The 17,366-nt window shown below is 58.7% G+C and carries 22 protein-coding genes; 15 read left to right on the top strand and 7 right to left on the bottom strand.

Going from position 1 to position 17,366, the window contains the following annotated elements; genetic code table 11:
• Nucleotides 1-311: 311 nt before the first annotated feature.
• The 4 genes from ACTJKX_RS32980 (at nucleotide 312) to ACTJKX_RS32965 (ending at nucleotide 4,170) form a co-directional block, all read left to right on the top strand.
• Nucleotides 312-782, top strand: a complete 471-nt coding sequence (locus tag ACTJKX_RS32980) for a hypothetical protein (RefSeq protein ID WP_440727865.1) — start codon at nucleotides 312-314, stop codon at nucleotides 780-782.
• A gap of 131 nt (nucleotides 783-913) precedes the next feature.
• Nucleotides 914-2,863: a ParB/RepB/Spo0J family partition protein gene (locus ACTJKX_RS32975; RefSeq protein WP_440727864.1), complete on the top strand. Its 1,950-nt coding sequence runs from the start codon at nucleotides 914-916 to the stop codon at nucleotides 2,861-2,863.
• 240 nt (nucleotides 2,864-3,103) lie between these two features.
• The gene (locus ACTJKX_RS32970) at nucleotides 3,104-3,370 is read left to right on the top strand and encodes a hypothetical protein (RefSeq protein ID WP_440727863.1); all 267 of its coding nucleotides are present in this window, start codon (nucleotides 3,104-3,106) and stop codon (nucleotides 3,368-3,370) included.
• A gap of 2 nt (nucleotides 3,371-3,372) precedes the next feature.
• The gene (locus tag ACTJKX_RS32965; protein ID WP_440727862.1) at nucleotides 3,373-4,170 is read left to right on the top strand and encodes a Fic/DOC family protein; all 798 of its coding nucleotides are present in this window, start codon (nucleotides 3,373-3,375) and stop codon (nucleotides 4,168-4,170) included.
• A gap of 470 nt (nucleotides 4,171-4,640) precedes the next feature.
• Here the strand turns inward: ACTJKX_RS32965 and ACTJKX_RS32960 are convergent, their stop codons facing one another.
• The 3 genes from ACTJKX_RS32960 to ACTJKX_RS32950 all read right to left on the bottom strand — a co-directional run bounded on the left by ACTJKX_RS32960 (nucleotide 4,641) and on the right by ACTJKX_RS32950 (nucleotide 6,226).
• Nucleotides 4,641-4,865: a DUF2312 domain-containing protein gene (locus ACTJKX_RS32960; RefSeq protein WP_440727861.1), complete on the bottom strand. Its 225-nt coding sequence runs from the start codon at nucleotides 4,863-4,865 to the stop codon at nucleotides 4,641-4,643.
• A gap of 297 nt (nucleotides 4,866-5,162) precedes the next feature.
• Nucleotides 5,163-5,537 carry a hypothetical protein gene (locus tag ACTJKX_RS32955; protein WP_440727860.1) on the bottom strand — a complete coding sequence of 125 codons (375 nt, stop codon included), beginning with the start codon at nucleotides 5,535-5,537 and terminating at the stop codon, nucleotides 5,163-5,165.
• Nucleotides 5,534-6,226 carry a nucleotide-binding protein gene (locus tag ACTJKX_RS32950; protein ID WP_440727859.1) on the bottom strand — a complete coding sequence of 231 codons (693 nt, stop codon included), beginning with the start codon at nucleotides 6,224-6,226 and terminating at the stop codon, nucleotides 5,534-5,536. Before ACTJKX_RS32950 ends, ACTJKX_RS32955 begins: the two co-directional genes overlap by 4 nt.
• A 600-nt stretch (nucleotides 6,227-6,826) precedes the next feature.
• On the opposite strand from ACTJKX_RS32950, the gene ACTJKX_RS32945 reads away from it, so the two are divergent.
• The 10 genes from ACTJKX_RS32945 to ACTJKX_RS32900 all read left to right on the top strand — a co-directional run bounded on the left by ACTJKX_RS32945 (nucleotide 6,827) and on the right by ACTJKX_RS32900 (nucleotide 14,261).
• Nucleotides 6,827-7,231, top strand: a complete 405-nt coding sequence (locus tag ACTJKX_RS32945; protein WP_440727867.1) for a plasmid mobilization protein — start codon at nucleotides 6,827-6,829, stop codon at nucleotides 7,229-7,231.
• On the top strand, nucleotides 7,215-11,153 hold the full coding sequence (locus ACTJKX_RS32940; RefSeq protein ID WP_440727858.1) for an LPD7 domain-containing protein: 3,939 nt from the start codon (nucleotides 7,215-7,217) through the stop codon (nucleotides 11,151-11,153). The genes ACTJKX_RS32945 and ACTJKX_RS32940 overlap by 17 nt, the downstream gene beginning before the upstream one ends.
• A gap of 29 nt (nucleotides 11,154-11,182) precedes the next feature.
• Nucleotides 11,183-11,407 (top strand): hypothetical protein, encoded by a 225-nt coding sequence (locus tag ACTJKX_RS32935; RefSeq protein WP_440727857.1) that lies wholly within the window; start codon nucleotides 11,183-11,185, stop codon nucleotides 11,405-11,407.
• Nucleotides 11,404-11,802, top strand: coding sequence for a hypothetical protein (locus ACTJKX_RS32930; RefSeq protein ID WP_440727856.1), 399 nt, complete (start codon nucleotides 11,404-11,406; stop codon nucleotides 11,800-11,802). Before ACTJKX_RS32935 ends, ACTJKX_RS32930 begins: the two co-directional genes overlap by 4 nt.
• Before the next feature lie 231 nt (nucleotides 11,803-12,033).
• Nucleotides 12,034-12,375: a hypothetical protein gene (locus ACTJKX_RS32925; RefSeq protein WP_440727855.1), complete on the top strand. Its 342-nt coding sequence runs from the start codon at nucleotides 12,034-12,036 to the stop codon at nucleotides 12,373-12,375.
• Entirely contained in the window at nucleotides 12,375-12,635 is a 261-nt protein-coding gene (locus ACTJKX_RS32920) for a hypothetical protein (protein WP_440727854.1), read from the top strand. Before ACTJKX_RS32925 ends, ACTJKX_RS32920 begins: the two co-directional genes overlap by 1 nt.
• Entirely contained in the window at nucleotides 12,625-12,864 is a 240-nt protein-coding gene (locus tag ACTJKX_RS32915) for a hypothetical protein (protein WP_440727853.1), read from the top strand. Before ACTJKX_RS32920 ends, ACTJKX_RS32915 begins: the two co-directional genes overlap by 11 nt.
• Nucleotides 12,865-13,175: 311 nt before the next feature.
• Nucleotides 13,176-13,436, top strand: a complete 261-nt coding sequence (locus ACTJKX_RS32910) for a hypothetical protein (protein ID WP_440727852.1) — start codon at nucleotides 13,176-13,178, stop codon at nucleotides 13,434-13,436.
• Nucleotides 13,437-13,454: 18 nt separating this feature from the next.
• Nucleotides 13,455-13,739 carry a hypothetical protein gene (locus tag ACTJKX_RS32905; RefSeq protein ID WP_440727851.1) on the top strand — a complete coding sequence of 95 codons (285 nt, stop codon included), beginning with the start codon at nucleotides 13,455-13,457 and terminating at the stop codon, nucleotides 13,737-13,739.
• Nucleotides 13,740-13,940: 201 nt separating this feature from the next.
• Entirely contained in the window at nucleotides 13,941-14,261 is a 321-nt protein-coding gene (locus tag ACTJKX_RS32900) for a hypothetical protein (RefSeq protein ID WP_440727850.1), read from the top strand.
• 100 nt (nucleotides 14,262-14,361) lie between these two features.
• Here the strand turns inward: ACTJKX_RS32900 and ACTJKX_RS32895 are convergent, their stop codons facing one another.
• From ACTJKX_RS32895 to ACTJKX_RS32885, 3 genes are all read right to left on the bottom strand, one after another.
• Entirely contained in the window at nucleotides 14,362-15,198 is an 837-nt protein-coding gene (locus ACTJKX_RS32895; protein WP_440727849.1) for a restriction endonuclease, read from the bottom strand.
• Between the two features lie 20 nt (nucleotides 15,199-15,218).
• Nucleotides 15,219-15,701: a hypothetical protein gene (locus tag ACTJKX_RS32890; protein ID WP_440727848.1), complete on the bottom strand. Its 483-nt coding sequence runs from the start codon at nucleotides 15,699-15,701 to the stop codon at nucleotides 15,219-15,221.
• Nucleotides 15,702-16,138: 437 nt separating this feature from the next.
• Nucleotides 16,139-16,423, bottom strand: coding sequence for a hypothetical protein (locus tag ACTJKX_RS32885; RefSeq protein WP_440727847.1), 285 nt, complete (start codon nucleotides 16,421-16,423; stop codon nucleotides 16,139-16,141).
• 117 nt (nucleotides 16,424-16,540) lie between these two features.
• Here ACTJKX_RS32885 and ACTJKX_RS32880 point away from each other — a divergent pair, with 117 nt between their 5' ends.
• Nucleotides 16,541-16,789 (top strand): hypothetical protein, encoded by a 249-nt coding sequence (locus ACTJKX_RS32880; RefSeq protein ID WP_440727846.1) that lies wholly within the window; start codon nucleotides 16,541-16,543, stop codon nucleotides 16,787-16,789.
• 247 nt (nucleotides 16,790-17,036) lie between these two features.
• Here the strand turns inward: ACTJKX_RS32880 and ACTJKX_RS32875 are convergent, their stop codons facing one another.
• Nucleotides 17,037-17,312, bottom strand: a complete 276-nt coding sequence (locus ACTJKX_RS32875) for a hypothetical protein (RefSeq protein ID WP_440727845.1) — start codon at nucleotides 17,310-17,312, stop codon at nucleotides 17,037-17,039.
• Nucleotides 17,313-17,366 lie beyond the last annotated feature (54 nt).

Raw genomic sequence — 17,366 nt, 5'->3', positions numbered from 1 at the left:
ATGACGCCGCCGGCCTAGCCGGCTCTGACATGATCCTGTGCTGGTCTTCGGCCAGGCGGCGAATTCGCCGCGGCCGAAGGGCAGGGGAGAAAGAGGCGCCGCCTCTCTCTCCCCATGCAAGGCCCGCTGCGCTCATGGGCCGGTATCCCCGGTTCTCGCTTCGCTGCGAACGCGGCGCCGATCGGCGCCGCCCCTACGGGCGGGTGATCCCCCTCCGGCCCATGGCCTTGCCCCCCTCTCTCTCTGCTGCTCCGCGCGAACTCGGGAAGCAGGACGGGCCTGCTTCGCCGTTCAAAAGGAGAGAGAATTCAATGTCTTGTGTGGTTGTTGCCAATGAGATTGTCGATATCGTGATCAGCGCGGCCATCGACGCCGGCCTTGAAGCTCGCTTGGACGGAACCGTACCCCAGCGGGTGACGGTCGATAACGCTACGACGTTCGGCCGGGCGCTGGTTGCCGAGAATGTCCGCAGTGTGCTCGCCCTTTATCCCTACCTGCCGGCCGGGCAGGTGCAAGAGCTGCAGGGGCGCGCATCCCGTTATGCCTTCACCTATGTGGCGGGGGTTCGCCCGGAAGCGCTGCCACGGCTCGTCGAGTTTCTCGATTACCATTCTTGCGAGACGGATGCCTACAAGTCGAGCGCCGCTTGCGACTTCTATCGCTGCGTTGCTCTGCACTGGATCATCAACGGCCGTGAAGACCGGATCGGCGTGTTCAAAACACTGCCGTGGGGGATCGCTTCCAAAGCGGAACGTCAGCTCTTCGTCGGCACGGTGCAGTGAGGCACCGATGCGCGCCCGCATTTCAATTGCACTCGGAACCGGCGCGGAGGCAATCGCGCTGGCCCTTTTCATCGGCGGGCTCTTGGCCGTCGCCGCGATCTTCAGCGCTTAAGCCCCTTCGGAGAGACGTCATGACCAATGCTGAAATCCAGAACATCGCTCTCGACAAGCTCATTCCCAGCCCCGCCAATGTCCGCAAAACCGGTACCGACGAGGGGATCGAAGAATTGGCGGCGAGCATTGCTTCACATGGCCTGTTACAGAACCTTGGGGCTCGCAAGGGCGAAAAGGGCAAGTTCGAAGTCGTCGCGGGTGGTCGTCGCCTTGCCGCGCTCCGCCTTCTCGCGAAGCGCAAGCAGATCGCCAAGGACTTCCCGGTGCCAGTGAAGCTGATCGAGGCAGAGGGCGAAACCGAGGTTTCCCTTGCTGAGAATGTCGTGCGTGTCCGGATGACGGATGCCGACATGATCGAAGCCTTTGGCAGGTTGAACGCCGAGCAGGGGCTGAGCACTGACGAAATTGCCGGTCGTTTTGGCATCTCGCCTCTCGTGGTTTCGCGGCGGATCAAGCTGGCCGGCCTGTCGCCGCGCATTTTCGCGGCATTCCGCAGCGGCGAGGCGACGTTGCAGCAGCTTCAAGCCCTAGCGATTACGGACGACCACGCCCGTCAGGAGGCGGCGTTTTTCGACGTCAGTCAATGGGAGCGCGAACCCTATCGCATCAAGCAGCGCCTATCCGAAGGGGTTGCCAAGGCTGATAGCAGCATGGCGCGGTTTGTCGGCCTCGATGTCTACAAGGCGGCTGGCGGTACGATGCAGACCGACTTGTTTGCTGATGGCAACAGTGGCCTGCTTACGGATTTGGCTTTGCTGACCCGTCTGGCGAACGAGAAATTGGAAGCGGCCGCCGAGGAGGAGAGAGCGCAGGGTTGGGCATGGGTGACGGTCGATCCCAAGCTTGACGGTGTGCATAGCTATGGTCGCGTTTATGCCAAGCAGACCCCCCTGAGTGACCAGCAGCAGGCAGAACTTGCCGCCTTGCAGGAGCGCTACGAGGCCCTTGAAGGCGAGATCGAGGGCCGAGAGGATGACGACAGCGACGAGTTTCAGGCCCTGTCCGACGAGATCGACCGCATCGGGATTGCGATCGATGCGATCCAGCCACAACGCGAATTCCTGCCGGGTGACATCGCCCGTGCCGGAGCAATGATCGGCATTGGCTACAATGGGGAACTGCGGGTAGAGCGCGGCCTGATCGAGCGCGAGACCGGCACCAGCAAAGCGAAGGCTAAGAAAGGCCGTGCGGACGGTGACGCCCAGGGCGGAAACGAGGTTGTGCTTGCCGGCGCGTTGGTCGAGGAACTGACGGCGATCAGGACGGCGGCGCTTCGGGTTGAGGTCAGCCGCAATCCCAAGGTCGCGCTTGCCGCCATGGTCTACCGTCTTGCCTTGCGTCAGTTCTATGACATGCCGTCCTACAAGCTTCCGGGGTCTGCCCTCGAAATCGACGGCGAATGGTGCGACCTGTCGAAGTCGGTCAAAGAGGCTGAGGAAGACCCGACGCTGAAGGCTTGGCAAGATGTCCTCGCGGAGGCAGGTGCTCAAGTTCCGACCAATGCCGGCGATCTCTGGAATTGGGTGATAGAGCAGGACGAAACCACGCTGATGAAGCTGATGGCCGTTCTGGTCTCGGCCAATCTCAACGCCAAACAATTTGCATTTGAGAACAAGCGTTCCAGCCGAGTCGAACATGCCGACCGACTGGCGGAGGCCGTTGGTCTCGATATGAATGTGTGGTGGTGCCCCAAGCGGCGCTTCCTTGGTCGTCTATCTAAGGCGGGCATTGCAGGTGTGATGCGCGAGGCTGGCTTGTCGGAGGACGCAGCCAAGGCGATCATGAGCAAGCCCAAGAGCGAGGCCGTTGACCGGGCTGAGGATGACCTTGCGGGAAACACGTGGCTTCCCGCCCCTTTAAGGACATATCCCGCGCCGGCGCGGTCGGAATCGACTGACGACGGGGCTGATTTCGAGGAAGGCGGCGACGAAGACGCGGACGACGCCTTTGACGAGGCCGCTGAGTGATACAAGATTGGCCCGGCATTGCTGGGCCATCCATCCTTGCCGCCCTGTCTCTCTCCCAGGACGGCAAGGATCTGCGACGGGCGCCGGCCAGTTGCGGCCGGCGCCCGAGAGGGCGACAGCCCGCCCTCTCGGGCTCTCCCCGGCTCTCCCTCTGGCACCAGTCTTGGCGGCCTAAGTGCCCGTTTCGGTTCGACTTTCCGTCGTCAATGTGCTAATTTCAGAGCTGAAAGGTAGGTTCCAATGGTTGTCGAGGCGCTGCGTAAGACTGCTGTCCGGGTCGATGCTCACTTGAGCACGGCCGAGCGCGTGCGCAGGCTCGCGCGGCAGCATGGCGTCACCTACACGCCTGGCCCGCGCGATGCTTGGGCTGGCAAGGTGACGGAGCTGGCTGGCGACGCGATCGAGCCTGACGAGATCCGCGATCTCATTCTTGCTCTGCAGCGCGCGGAAGTGGTGACGCAGGCCGAGGCGATGCAGCTGAATATCGCCTACTACCACGAAAAATAACCGTGGCGTTCGATGTATTCGGTGACGCCGCCACGCGCGGCTACCTGCGTAATGTCGCGGGTACGAACGATATGCAGCTCGTCAAGATCCTCGAGCACGAGTCTTTCAGGGCCAATGTCGACAAAGCCTTGGGCGATCTAGCCAAAGCCAAAGTGATCACCTACGATCACATCCTGCAAACACACAAGACGTTGTTCTCGCCAGTCTATCCATGGGCTGGTGAGGACCGCACCAAGAACCTGCCCGATCGCGCAGTCACTAAGGGCGGGAAGCACTTTTTTGCGGATCCTCACGAAATCCCAGTCTCCGTCGGCTATGCCCTTCGACAGGGCAATGACAAGGCGTTCATGGCGAACAAGCCAGGCGAGGTGATGGGTTCGCTGGCCTATGCGCACCCGTTTCTTGACGGAAACGGACGCACGATCATGGTTGTGCATACCGAGATGGCCCGACGTGCCGGCATCCAGGTGGACTGGCAGCGCACCGACAAAACTGCCTATCTCGATGCCTTGACCCGCGAACTCGACCAGCCCGGAAAGGGCCACCTCGACGGCTATCTCAAGCCTTTCGTCAGCAAGCTGCAGGAGCAGCACAACGCCGGCGACACCTTGCGGAACTTGCCAGGGCTGGGCCCAACGTTTCAGCCAGTGCAACCAACCATTTCACCCACACAGGGCAGGGGTGATAAAGCTCCGGTGCAGGCGGCACCTGAAGCGGCGCAAGGTCCAGCCAAAAGTGAGAGGCGGTCGCCTTCAGAATCCGACGACGACAAGCCAAAACCTCGTCACCGCATGCGCTGACGAGCGCAAGAAATTGCCCTTATTCGCCAAAGGGACGGCTACTTAAACCGTTGAGTGTCGGCGCATTTTGAGGCATCGACCACTTTCCCATCTAGGGTCTGAAGGCATATCTGTGCATCAGGGTGGTTCAGGTGAACGGTAGTCCCAGCTGCATCGCTCAGGGCCGAATTCCAATGGATGGCGGTTATGCCCAACCCTAGAAGGGCCACCCCCCCGATCCAGAAGGCCGGGCTCGCAATGAGCTTGCGCACAAATCTCGCCTCAGACTGGATGCGGGCTCGCCACTCCATCATCCGCCCTTCCTAGTTGGTTTACTGCATCATTGCACGGCACGCCCTATGGCCAACCAACCCGGCCGCAGCCCCACAATGTAATCACCCGCGACACGAATGAATACTGACGGTCTGGTAATCTTTGGCTTAGCCATCCCTCAGCCAGGTTTATGCAGGTAGCGGTCGATCCAGCCACGATCAGCGTATATCAGAAAGGTAGGTGTCGACCAACGCCTCTCGCTCTCGATACTTATCTTCGCCATTACGCAAGATTGCCAGTACCTGTCGAACAGCCTTAACGTCGAACCCATCACCCTTGATCTCTTTAAATATCTCTGCCTTTTCGTCGTTTAGTTCTTTGATCTCCGCTTCCTTGTTTTGAAGCCTTTCTATGTACGCTTTCAGTTTTCTGTTCGTGCTCATTCGAGTGCCTATCTAATGTTATCTGGACGGGTCTTTGTTTTGCTCGGCTCCTGCTCCGCTCGGCCGAGATACGCCTCGATGGCAGCTGCTACGACTTCTCCAATGCGCAGATCCCTATCGATACAATGATGCTGCATTCGCCGAAGTAGCGGCGCATCGACCTGCAATCGAAGCAGCTTTCTCCCCTTTTCGGCAGCGGGGACGATCTCTCCGTCTGTCCTGCTTAGCTTTGCCATTTAACCAGCCTGTATGGAGCTCCCTCGCGTGCGTGCGCGTGCACGCGCGCGAGGCCCAAATTCAGATAGCGCGTTTGAGGTATTGCTCGAGCGCGCGTTCGACCAGGTCGCTGAAGTGCGCCGACTCGTCCACGCAGCGGTGACGCGCTCGAGCAATCAGATCGATGCTTAGGCGCAAACGCATCTCGCGCCGGTCTGTCCGTTTTTTCTTAGGGGCCGCCTCACGTTTTTGCGTGGCCTGACGGCGAGGAGTTACCTCCGCGGACCGTGGTTCTGCTGCCACGTCGGTTCCACTGACGATCGTGGGCACATCGACGCCCATCTCCTGGCCAGCTATTTTCGCTGACGCCAGCATCTCGCTGAGGTTTCCAATACCTGGCCGGTTCTTTGGAATTTTGAACGTCTTGTTGGTTGCACCATCTTCCCGATCGCTCATTGCCGGATTCCAGTGTGCGCGAAAATTTCTTCGATCAGGCGCGCGATGTTTGCCTTAGCCCGTTGGATCTGATCGCCTTTTCCTGGACCGGTATTGAGTTGGTCCAGCGTGCCGGCATCGTTCGAGAACTGGGCGTAAACGGCGCGATTCTGAATGACCGTATCGAAGTAGGGGATCTTGTTTCGCACAAGATGCCCGACCGCCTCCTTGAAGGCGCCTGTCTTTTGATCGATGCCCTTCACGTCGTTCAGAACCAACCGCATGTTGGCGTTCTTCAATTTGGCCCCGAAATCAAAGACGCGCTTGGCTTCCACTGCGTCCATGTACGACGCCTTGCACGGTGCCACCGCCAAGTCGGCGGCCATGATCGCCACCGCCAGGACGGCATTTAGCGCTCCCTGGGGATCGATTAGTATGATGTCGTGGTCATCCGATCCCTTGAGCTGCTGCTCAAGCTCATTCTCGTCGTCTACCCTTTCCACCGTAAGATTGTCCGGAAGTCGGCCGACAGCGGCACATCGCTCTGCCCACTTCCACGACGAGTGCTGAGGATCGGCGCACAAGATCCGCGTCTTCAGGCCCATCTGGGCCAGCTCCGACCCGATCAAAATGCACAATGTTGATTTGCCCGACCCTCCTTTGGAGGCGGCGAGGGAAACAGTGACCGTCACTGGCGATGCAAGCTCCATTGGAATTATTCACCTATGGATAGGTGCAATTATTCAAATGGTCAATGCGCAACTGCCCTTGTGCGCAACTGCCTGACAGGCACAACCCGGCTTACTGGATGTGCCGGCAGTGCTGTCGGTACCGTCGCCACTGGCTATACGGGCTACAGCGGCTGTACCGGCCCTTCATCCTTCTATGGCGGTTCAGCCAGTCGCGGCGGTTACCGCCGGAGTGGCTCTACTGACACTACAGCCGGTGTTGGCTGCTGTGTCTCTCTGCGCATTGCAGCCAGTGCAGCCGCCAGCGGCTTTTCTGGCTGATCCGCCACCACAGCCGCTCCCTCCATCGCTGGCTATTGCGGCGGTTGTGGCTTAGCTGGCTGCGCCGGCTGTAGTGGCACTCTAAAGGAAAGCGCGGCAGATCCGTGGGGAGGGTCTTGCAGCGTTGTAGGGTTTTTTATAGAGTATGAATGGCAGGATAGCAAATAATGTGGTACATGATTTGCGGGTCGCATCGGCTAGCCGATGCGAGTGCCCTACCCGGGCGGGGTTTATGGTGGCGCCGGCAGTCCCGCAGGGGCGGTCCCGGCGCCACGAAATCGAAGAGTTGAGTTGAACGTTGTGGCGGTCGCCTCTCGAAAATCGCAGGTCGTTCGGCTCCGTATCAGCGAGCAAGAGCACGCGGAACTGGCTGCCTTTGCCGAGGAGCGCGGACTATCGATGAGCGAGCTCCTTCGCCGGGGAGCCAGGCTCGCGGCCGGTTTTGGGCCAGCCTTTGACGGCGAATTTCGTGGCCAAATTGTCGACCTGGTCCGCCAGGTGAGGGGCGTTTCGACCAATATCAACCAGATGACCAAGGCGATGAACAGCGGCAGGGTTCCGCCCAATGCTCAACTGTCTGAGGGGTTTGGGATGCTCACTACGCTACTGGCCGAGTGCCAGGACGCCTATCTCTCGTTATGCGCCAAGGCTCAAGCGCAGGTGATAAGCACTGCTGATGAGGGCGAGCATGGCAGGGATAGATGATCTCTTTCCGGGCCTTTCGGCGCTCACCAGCGACTCTTACAACGCTGTCCGCAAACGTTCTGCCAAGCTAAATCTGATCCTGCAGGATCAGGAGATCAATCAGCTGGCGAAGGGCAGGGGAAGGCGCAAACCGAAGCCATTGCCCTTGCTTGCGCCGAAGACAGGCAAGCCCAGACACCGCAAGAAAAACCGGCAAGGTGGCGACATTGCAGTCGAGGACGAATGGCGACGTCGTAAGCCAGGGCGCACTGTCGCCGGCGCCGATGCCGGCGTACTGCCCGGATCGCGCGCCAAGAAGGCCTCACCGAGGCCGGTGGGTTCGCCCGCGCCGTCGGCCCTGAAAGAAGGAGCCGCAAATTCCCCGGTCGGGGCCCGGGCCAACGCCGCGGTCAAAGCGGGCATAGCCGGGGGATCCCAGGCAGCCGTCGTGAAGCTAGCCTCGTTTGCAAGCGGCGGCTCGCGTGTCGGTGCGCTGATGAACTATCAGAGCCACGAGGGCGAGATAGCGCTCGAGGCGTCCGATGGCTCTAAGGTTTCGGGCGTATCCGATATTCGGGGCCTGGCCGACGCCTGGGCCTCCGATGCCCCGGCCCGGGAGGTCAGCAAAGACATTTTGATGTTCACGGTGGACGTCGCCGGCGATCGTGGGGACGAGGCAATTCGCAACATTCTGTCAGCGAATTTGGCGGGGCATCAGTATGCCTGGCGCGCTGAGCGTGATGGTGCTGGCGTCCACATTGAAGTGGTGATGACGGCAGCGAGTCGGGCTCGGGACGAAAAAGGAAAGGCCGTCCGGGTATATGACAACGAAAAATCCATTTCCGCTTTTGGCGGTCGAATCTCGACGGCTTTCGGGGAGGGGGCTTCGTTCGATGATCGTGGCTTCACCCACGGCGTAGATGGTGCGGCGCGCTACCTGTCGCGGCTGACCCGGGGGGGACAGATCTCCGCCGAGCTCGGGAACGGTCGGCGCCTTTCCGGACACGAGGCCAACCTGTCCGTCGCAAAGAGCTGGAAGCGCGAGATGCGGTCGCGCGAGCAGCGCGACGTAGCCCATATCATCCTCAGCGCCAAGCCGGGGACCGATAAGGAGGCTTTCGTCGCGGCCGCGCGGGCGACCCTCGAGCGGGAATTTTCAGGACATGAATTTGTGTTTGCCCTGCATGAAAACCGGGCGCATTTGCATGTCCATGCCGTCGTGAAAATGCAGCGCGAAGACGGCACGCGCATGCATCCGAGGATACAGGACTTCAAACGTTGGCGGGCGACACTTGCGGAAGAGGCCCGGCAACGCAATGTCCCAATGGAAGCGGCCAGCCGCTTCGAGCAGGCCAATCCGCCCGGATACAAGCTCAAGGACATTCGCCGCGTCGAGCGCGGCCAGGCCAGCGAAGGTGTTCGCCGCCGTGTCGAAGCCGTCCGAACAAGAGCGATCCATGTTCCCACAAGGCCCGAGGGGCGGGAGCGCGCCAAGGCCGTTGCCGGTCAATGGCAGCGGTTCGCGCCGGCAGAGCCGCCTGTCGCCGAAGGCATGATGCGACTATACCGCGCCGATCGTCCCGGCGCGGCGTTGACGAGTGCGCCGTTGTTCGCCCGAGATCGGTCAGTAGCCGAGGCGATGGCGGCCGCGCCCGGTAGTGTTGTCTCCTACGTCGACCTACCGAAGGATAGGGCAGGGGCGTTGAAGGCCTCCAGGACCTCGCCAGACAGCCTCGTTGTGGTCCCCATCGCCTTGGCCCAGGAGCGCAAGCCGATCGTCGCCGGCGGCGGCGAAACGTTGGCAGCTTCCCCGGAAGGATCCCGCATCATTGAATTACGCCAGCGGACGCGACTTGCCGCCGACCGCGCGATCGCGCGAGAAGGAATGGGCCAGGATCCTACAAGGTTGCCGAATTATTCAAATTCAAGCAAACTGTCGCAAGAGCCCGGTGCCGCATCGACAGGGCCGGAGGAACAGAACAGGGAACAGTCTGCAATGCCCGATCTCGAAACCATGCAGCGGGTCCGTCCGGACCTGATCCGAAATCTCAACGACCTGGTCGACAATGCGCCGACGGATCGTGTCGACGAAGTGAAACGTCATCGTCAAACCATGATCGACAATTGGGATCGGGGCATTGAACTCCAGACCAAGGTCGAAGGCAGCGTGCGGATCGAGGGCGATAAATATGTCCAACCGCAACCGCGCCAGTTCGACAACTTCTCTGCCTATGTCCAGGAGCAGCGTGGGGAGGCTATCCGCTACGCTCACAAATATGATGACGGCAGCGCCGGCAAAGTTGCCTTTACCGATACCGGCAAACGCGTCGAGGTCAACGATTGGAAGGACCGGGAAGCCACGCTCGCCGCAATGCAGCTCGCATCGGAAAAGTGGGGTGAGCTGACGGTCAAGGGACCTGAGCGCTACAAGAATATGGTGATCGAGCTTGCCGCGGAGCACGGTTTCAAGATCGCAAATCCCGAGCTGCAGGATCGGCTTAAAGCTGAGCAAGCCCGGGTCGAGGCCGAGCGTGCCAATCGACCGGGATTCGAAGGGCCTGCTGTGCCCAAACAGACCGAGGGCGATGCCGGCAAGGGCGAGACGACCAAGCTATTTGAAACCTATCCAGGCATGCCGGCCGGAAGGCCACGCGAGGGCATCGGGGAAACCTCTCCCGCCATGCCTGCCGGCAAGCAACGCGACGAGGCCTCCACGGTCAAGCCAGACGATGAAACCTATTCCAACGCCTATCGGGCAATGACCGCTTTCAAGTCGGCCGACGTCGATCGCCTCGTCGACGTGTTGCGGGAAACTCGCTACCGCGAGGGGGAGGAAGGTCACGCCTACGAGAAGCGCGAGGCTGCGGTCATCGCCATCGCCATGGCAAACGAGCATGCAGCCCGGTCGCTTCCTGCGGAGGACCAGGCTCGCTTTCGACAGGCATCATCTGCATTCATCGAAACCAACAACGGGGTCGACGGCCGTGAATTGCACGAAGGCCTACGGCGCGGCGAGCAGCAAGCCGCCGAGCGGGCAGGGGGCGATACGAAGAAGCTTTACGACCAAGTCGCCGCGCTGCGCGCCCAGGTCGTCGAAGATCAGCGTTCCGACAGCCACGATTCCGGGCGCCGCAACGCGCAAAGCCTGGTTGTCGCCGAGGGACAGCTTTGGGACAAACTCAAGCAGTCGGCATCCGAGACGGCCGCCGAAGGCAACGAGCCGGCGCGACAACATTCGAAACAGCCCAGTCATGTCGCCGGCGTCTTCCTCGGCCGTGGCCAGTCTCCCTATGCCAATGAGAAGAATGCCGAGCCGACGCCGCACGTGGATGTCCAGACTGCCAAGGGAACGGTGCGCGTTTGGGGCGTCGGCCTGCCCGATGCTATGAGCGAGGCGGGCGTTCAAAAAGGCGATACCATCGACTTGGCCGTCGTCGGCCGCGAGCGCGTGACCAAAGATATCCGCGTCCAAGATCCGGAGACCAAGGAGACACGTATCGAGTCTCAGCTGGTCTGGCGCAACAAGTGGTCCGCTACCATCAAGGAGAGCGCGCCCACGCAGAGGGAGCTCCAATCTGACAGCCCGCTGGCAAAGCCTGTCCGAACCGATGCTGAGCGCAATTATGAGCTCGAGCGGATCCAGCGCCGCGTCGACACCGAGGCGCACAAGGAAACGCGCCAGGCCAACGAGACGAGCGCGCTGCATGAAAAGCCCGGCGATCCGGGCTATCGTTCCCAAGGCGAGGCTGCTGCCGCCAGGGCGGCAGACAAGACTGTCGAGGTCAACAGGAAGGCGAATATTCCGGTTACGCTCGAAACCTCGCCTGAAATTCACAAGCTTGCCGATCAGCAGCAGGCAGTGAAAGCGGAGGCGATTCAGGCGGACAGAAACAAGGAGCAGCCCCAGCTGCCGAAGCATCGGCCACGCGGCCAGCGACCGTAAACGTCGGCCCGCGCCGGGAGGCTCGAACCATGATCGATACGCAGCAATTGGCATCGAAGGTGACACGTCTGCTCGATGCCTCCGATCACGATCTGCAGCGCGCCTTGGAATTGGCTTGCGCCGAGATCCTGGCGCTACAGCGCCTTGCCGGCGCCGGCATTCGGCGCAACTCGCCGGCGCATCTCGATCTCGATGCGGTCCCTCGCCTTACCTGGAGCCGCGTGACCGCGACTGGCCCAGACGCCCATTCATGATCGCGGCACAGTCGGCCGTCGTGCCTTTGGAGTTTCTCACTATGAATATCGGTTCAGCAGGAGCAGCTTGTGTCGTGTTTCTCGCCGTCGGCTTCGTCGGCGGCTATATCGCCCGTCCGCTCGTAGACGGCGAAACGCCCGCTTTGGCCATCATCAAACCGACGTTGCCGACCGACGAGCAAGCGACTGCCGCGGTGCGACGCCACAAGGATTTTTTCGGCAGCTTTCCGAATGCCGGCGTCAAGCTCGGGGATTGCGGTCCTAACAATATGGGCCCTGGAACAATGTGCATGACCTCCTTCACGAAGGACGTGACGGCGTCCAATGCAAAGCCAATGAATCGACCGATAGGCTTTGCTCGCGTCAACGACCAATGGGAGGTTTCGACCTGGTGATAGGTACATGCGCAAATGTCTGCGGCGTCGGTGATCGCTGACCAAACTAGCCAGGAAACTTAGGGCTCTGCCCATCGGCGCGCTCCAAGCACCTTCCGCCCAGCTTCGGTCGCTGCGCTCCCTGCAGCCGGTTCCCCGCGAAGGCGCTTTCCGCTTGCACACCCGCTGTTCCGCACGAGCTCGGGAAGCAGGCGGGGCCTGCTTCGCTATCCGAAAACAAAGGGGAAAATCATGAGCCGGTATAATGTGACGCTGAGGCATGGTGAGCGGCTGGATTTCGACGCTGTCCTTGGTTTTGATCCTCCCCTTCGAACATTCTTCCTTCAGGGTTTCCTGTACGAGTCAGATGATTGCGAGGATTTCGAAATCTGGCTCGGCATTACGCTGGACGAGTTTCCAACTCTTGAGGCCCTGGTCGAAACGGCTCGTGCGCGCGGGTATGTCGTTGAAGGGCTCGCTGCGAGTGCGATCGTCGAGATGATGGCAGAGTCCGGACTGGAAACGTCCAAATCGGTCGGTGAGCGCGGCGGCCTTGTTATAAGTGGGTTCAATCGTTCGGAAGGATCGCGATAATGGCCACCTTTACCGTCGAGAGGACGTATCTAGTCCCAGTTTTTCAACACGTTGTTGTCGAGGCTACCAGTGCCGAGGAAGCCATGCGCGTCGCGCTGGATGATGACAACTGGGACAGTTCAAAGCTGGACTACAATGCCTGTAGGGCCGAGTTCGTTTCGGGCGCGTGGGAGGGCGGCGTAGCATATGGAGGCCGGGCCCTGCCGGTGCCGACCGAGTTTCAGGAAGCTTCCAGATCGGGAGACGCAGATGGCCTCTAATCACCCTCCCAAGCCCGTGGCCTGCTCGCCCGCCATGGCGCGGGTGCTGGTCAACCTCTACCGAGGCCGGTTCGCTTGGGAGCATTTGCGAGGGCGGTCGATGTACGGCGCAGCGGGGCAGACGGAACGCGCTTTGCGCATTCGTGGGTGGATCGTCGTCGGAGATGGCGGAGAGGCTTTCCTGACAGAGGCGGGCCGCGAGCGAGCGGCCGACCTAGTGTCGACTTAGGAGCGAAAAATGGACATGACTGAAAGAGTTTGCCGGGTGCTTTGCAGAGAGAGGCACGAGGATCCGGACCAACTGACGGATGGTCTGCCTCGTTGGCATCAGCACAGGAAGACAGTGTTTTATGTCCTAGACGCCCTTCGGGAGGGCGACGCTCTCCCGGGCGGGAGAAAGGTTGTCAGTGAAGGAACGGACTACATGCGTGGATACCCCAATCCGGTCGATCCGAACTGACTGTCTATGAATGTTCCATAACGAATGTTCTGCGAAATTCTCTTTTGTTATCAATTGGTTAGAATTAAAGGGGCAACTTCATGCCTATGACCGAGGACCGTCGTGATCGCCTCCATGCGGCGCTTGAAAAGGCACTCACCGAGTGCGAAGCGGCACTCAAGCCAGTTTTTGATGCTGGTGCTTACCATCTTCCGGCTGACGAGCTCGAATTGCTCCACGAGGTTTCCTTCAAGTTAGGGATACTTCGGAGCGTGGTGCTTCACCGTGACATATCGCCGGCCGAAGCCGAGAAACATTGGCAAGAGGACAAGGCGCGTCGAGCGCGTGCCTTGTCCAGATGACGCCCATCTGAGGAAACCATGCCCGTCACAGATCCCGAGCTTGATATTGTCGAAATCCGCGATTTGGCGTGGAGGCTTCATAAGGAGGTCAACAACCCCAAGACCTCCTCCAGCTTGTCGGCGCTCCTGGACGACATTGCGGCATCGCATGCACTCAAAGGTGCCGTGCTGAAGTTGATGACAGGCGAGGTTCCTGGGCGGCACTGGACCGCCCTGAAGGATAGCGCGCAGGGCCAGGCCCTTATTCAACAGCTGGCCGAAATAGCCGGTCAGCGCAGTCCCGGCACGTCCGGGCCCGGATAACGTCGCGGAGCTTAAAAATGAACGGCAAGCCCGCGCCTTCGCGGGTAACGATCGCCAATTGGAGGGTCATTCTTAGGAGATGTGATACGGTATTCGGATTAAGATGAAACACCATGTATCGAAATAGGCATCGCAGGCCAAAAGCCGGTGAGTGCGAGGTGAATTTTACATAAGGCGAGCTCGATGGAGTGGATATCAGCAATGAACCGCGCATTGCAAAATGGATACCGAACAGGTGTTCGTGTCCGGCATCTCGGTGTAGCAATATTGGTTTGCGGCGCAATCTTCTTTGTTACCAATATATACGTTTTAAAATCCGATTCATTTGCAGATCAAATGGTATCGTATACAATGGCATGGTTGTCGCTTGTGCTTATATTAGTCGGTGATGCCTTGAACGTTAGATCATTACCCAACAGCGACCTAGCAGAGCTCCTTGCACAAGGTCCAGGTAACTTTGGCATATTGGATTGGGATTATCAGTATGCCAAATTTGAATTTTCTCGGCGGCAACGTCGATAGGGCGGATGTTATGAAGGGTGACGCTACCTCTAAGTAGCGACAGAAAGTGAGAGGCAGGTATATCGCAGATTCGGTCGCAATTAATTCGATCGAGTCGCATCTATTTCAAGCAATGGCACGAATCTTCGAAAAATACCTCAGTCAAACTGCGATCTCGTTCCCAGATGCCGCGTTCACTTAAGAGAAAGTTCCGGCAGAAGGACATAATTTTCTGCCTGCCGGCGAGTATAATTGGCATGCTGGTGACATAGCAGCGTCCTACCGCTGCCGCAGCCTTCGTGTAACCTGAAGTGGAAAGGAAGAGCCCGCCCGCGGCCCGTTCGGCAAGGACTACTTCCGCAAATCTCTGTATAGTTCCTTCTCCTACACGGCTGGGGGCACTCCAGTGCTTTACTTCGACGAGATATCGTTTGCCTTCGATTTCTACCTCTAGATCGTAGCCGCCGTCTTTGGACGACGGTGTCAGTCGGACTGAATAGCCCAAGCCGAACAGAGCCTCGTACAGCGTCCGTTCTAGATCCCGCCACTCCATATCCAGCAACTCATCTGGATCTTCTGCGATTCTGCGAATAAGTCTCCTCATCGCATCCCGCATAATGTAGGCGACCCCGGGAAGCTGATCATCTTCCTCGGGTGGGTATAGGTCTTCGAATAGCCAGTGGAGCACGGTCTCAAACCGCGGTGCTTCTACCGGGGCCGCAGATAGCGGCTGGACGTTCACGGCGGTATAGCCGCCGACGTCCCAACGACAAGCCCCGGCCGCCGCGGTGCAGGCTTGCTCGTAACTTGGGAAGACGACCCAATGTTGCCCACTTTTATCGGTGTACCCCACGGCGCACGGACCGCCGTGGCCTGGTGGAACGCTCGACGAATATCCCTCACCGAGGAAGCCACCACCATCAATCCACTCTGGTGGATCCAGTAGACGCAGAACCATGCCAATTACCCAGGTGTGAGCTAATCTGGCGACCTTTGTTGAAGCGATCTCGAATAATGATCTTCTGCGATTTTCAACAATCGATCGAGATCCGAGGAACTATGCTCCATATTGTTGTAGACCTCTTGGAAATTGTACCACGGTCCATCTTCGATTATTTGTTGAACGCCAAGCTTAAACAGTTCTGAGCGGATTGGTTGGACTCGCAAATTGAGCCCAGTCTTCAGCGTTTTTGTTTGAAACAAAATTGCTAAAATGGCATACCAACGGACGGTATCTGGCGAGTTCTTTGTAAATGATTCCGAGATAACTACAGTCGCGGTTGTCGGAAGCCCGTCAGATGTAAACCTAACCGCGACATTGTCGCGACCATTCATATAGGGCTTAAGAAGTGAAACGAGATCGTCACTTACGTGCAGGGCCCCGCTCGTATCACACGGAATTTCATCCACCTCTACCATCGGGCCGCCGTGGAGTGTTTCTGAAACACTTAGAACGCGCATTTGTAGCAACTCCGAATTGACCGGCGCAGTTTCGCGTCGATCGTTTTTGCATAGAGTGGCACTATGGCAGAGCCGCCAAAACTAGTTAAGCTATGAGACGGGGGAAAGGCCAGCGTCCGCCTTCTATGATGAAGCACAGGAGAACTTACATGTCCGCGCGAGATAGATTTACGGAAAAGCTTTCGTGCCCCCGATGCCGGGCCGAAGCGAAAATCGAATTCACTCAGCTGGACGGGTATAGCTTCATGAGCGAAGGCGACATCCACCAAACAGATATCGGCGGGGTATCTCCGGGGTTTTCAATTGTAGGTCAGGCCGCTCCTTTTGTGAAGGGAGACCGACGTTACGACGCGGACGTTGTATGTGACGCCTGCCGGATTTCAATCCTTTGACATTACATTGAGATTACAAATTGATCTTCGAACAGTGGACTTGCGTCACCCGTAAGGACTATCAGGTTTTACATCTTCATCGAGGGCGGTTCTACTGCTGATATATAGAAACCAGACCGAGATTACGGTAAATTCGACTATATTGCGGTCTGGTTGAATTAACCGAAAACCGATCTCTTCGCGCATCCAAATGTTCTGCCCGCCGCTGTCGAGCAAGGCACCTAAACCTCTAAGATAGTTCATGGCCCCCTCTTCATCTTGGAAGGCCATCCGCTGAAGGTCGAGTGGTGGCCAAAGCTCGCCAAGCAGGCTTTCGACGATGTACACCATTGATCACGCAGTCCATCGAAACCAGTGCCGCTACAGGCCCGTCGATCTATTCCGAACCGCCAGTCGCAGTGAATTCGGCAAATGACAATACCGGTTAGTGCCAATAGAAAGGCCCGTATGATGCCCGCCGCCGACGAGGATCGCATCTTCAAATCGCTTGAGAAGCTGATCCAGGCCTTTTTTGAGGGGCACGATGTCCCTCCCCTGCAGCAGAGTGCCTACCTGGTGCGGATTACCAAGGCGGTAATGCCCGAGGAGCCCAAGCCCGCGAGGAAGGGCAAGCCGGCGCCCTCGCGGGTCGCGATCGCCAGTCAGAGGGACATTAATCGCATGTGGGCCAATCACGAGAAGGCAAACCGTAAATGAAAGATGGCAATCCGCGATCATTGTGAACGAGTCCTCACGTTGAGCCGCAGATAATTCGTTCGGTTTTGAAGCCAGTCGCAGCTATTTCGAGAATTTCTGAGCTGGCTCGTCAGCGAGAGTTTCGCATCGATCGCTATAAATTTGCACTAAACGATGTGCGGTAGCACGAAAAAACACCGATAAATGCGAATTCTCCGCATGCTGCACGCCGGAAAATGCGAATGCGACCTTCCCAATCCAGTCGCAGCTATTTCGATTCGCCGGTCGCAATTAATTCGATCGAGTCGCATCTATTTCGAGAAATGACATCTTTGATGCTGGCGCTTACCATCTTCCGGCCGACGAGCTCGAACTGCTCCACGAGGTCGACTTCAAACTTGGAATGTTGCGCATCGTCATCCTGCATCGAGATCTGACACCGGCCGATGCTGAGCGGCAGTGGCAGGAGACTAAGGCGCGCCGCGCCGCAGCTTTCGCCAAGTATACCACCGGATAAGCGTTCGGACGCGGTGCGCGGCGTCATTCCAGTTTGTTCTACGGAGATAGATCGGCATTCCACCGGGCACCACGTCCTTGC

This window comes from Labrys sp. 22185, from assembly GCF_052045555.1.
GTDB lineage: Bacteria > Pseudomonadota > Alphaproteobacteria > Rhizobiales > Labraceae > Labrys > Labrys neptuniae.
This window is presented reverse-complemented; position numbering and strand designations above follow the sequence as displayed.

Excerpts from the sequence above, each read along its gene's own strand:
- ACTJKX_RS32910 (WP_440727852.1), top strand. The coding sequence starts at position 13,176 with ATGCCTATGACCGAGGACCGTCGTGATCGCCTCCATGCGGCGCTTGAA.
- ACTJKX_RS32875 (WP_440727845.1), bottom strand. The coding sequence starts at position 17,312 with ATGACGCCGCGCACCGCGTCCGAACGCTTATCCGGTGGTATACTTGGC.
- ACTJKX_RS32890 (WP_440727848.1), bottom strand. The coding sequence starts at position 15,701 with ATGCGCGTTCTAAGTGTTTCAGAAACACTCCACGGCGGCCCGATGGTA.
- ACTJKX_RS32960 (WP_440727861.1), bottom strand. The coding sequence starts at position 4,865 with ATGAGCACGAACAGAAAACTGAAAGCGTACATAGAAAGGCTTCAAAAC.
- ACTJKX_RS32925 (WP_440727855.1), top strand. The coding sequence starts at position 12,034 with ATGAGCCGGTATAATGTGACGCTGAGGCATGGTGAGCGGCTGGATTTC.
- ACTJKX_RS32915 (WP_440727853.1), top strand. The coding sequence starts at position 12,625 with ATGGCCTCTAATCACCCTCCCAAGCCCGTGGCCTGCTCGCCCGCCATG.
- ACTJKX_RS32920 (WP_440727854.1), top strand. The coding sequence starts at position 12,375 with ATGGCCACCTTTACCGTCGAGAGGACGTATCTAGTCCCAGTTTTTCAA.
- ACTJKX_RS32905 (WP_440727851.1), top strand. The coding sequence starts at position 13,455 with ATGCCCGTCACAGATCCCGAGCTTGATATTGTCGAAATCCGCGATTTG.
- ACTJKX_RS32950 (WP_440727859.1), bottom strand. The coding sequence starts at position 6,226 with ATGGAGCTTGCATCGCCAGTGACGGTCACTGTTTCCCTCGCCGCCTCC.
- ACTJKX_RS32975 (WP_440727864.1), top strand. The coding sequence starts at position 914 with ATGACCAATGCTGAAATCCAGAACATCGCTCTCGACAAGCTCATTCCC.
- ACTJKX_RS32980 (WP_440727865.1), top strand. The coding sequence starts at position 312 with ATGTCTTGTGTGGTTGTTGCCAATGAGATTGTCGATATCGTGATCAGC.
- ACTJKX_RS32885 (WP_440727847.1), bottom strand. The coding sequence starts at position 16,423 with ATGGTGTACATCGTCGAAAGCCTGCTTGGCGAGCTTTGGCCACCACTC.
- ACTJKX_RS32895 (WP_440727849.1), bottom strand. The coding sequence starts at position 15,198 with ATGGTTCTGCGTCTACTGGATCCACCAGAGTGGATTGATGGTGGTGGC.
- ACTJKX_RS32955 (WP_440727860.1), bottom strand. The coding sequence starts at position 5,537 with ATGAGCGATCGGGAAGATGGTGCAACCAACAAGACGTTCAAAATTCCA.
- ACTJKX_RS32880 (WP_440727846.1), top strand. The coding sequence starts at position 16,541 with ATGATGCCCGCCGCCGACGAGGATCGCATCTTCAAATCGCTTGAGAAG.
- ACTJKX_RS32970 (WP_440727863.1), top strand. The coding sequence starts at position 3,104 with ATGGTTGTCGAGGCGCTGCGTAAGACTGCTGTCCGGGTCGATGCTCAC.
- ACTJKX_RS32930 (WP_440727856.1), top strand. The coding sequence starts at position 11,404 with ATGATCGCGGCACAGTCGGCCGTCGTGCCTTTGGAGTTTCTCACTATG.
- ACTJKX_RS32935 (WP_440727857.1), top strand. The coding sequence starts at position 11,183 with ATGATCGATACGCAGCAATTGGCATCGAAGGTGACACGTCTGCTCGAT.
- ACTJKX_RS32940 (WP_440727858.1), top strand. The coding sequence starts at position 7,215 with ATGGCAGGGATAGATGATCTCTTTCCGGGCCTTTCGGCGCTCACCAGC.
- ACTJKX_RS32900 (WP_440727850.1), top strand. The coding sequence starts at position 13,941 with ATGAACCGCGCATTGCAAAATGGATACCGAACAGGTGTTCGTGTCCGG.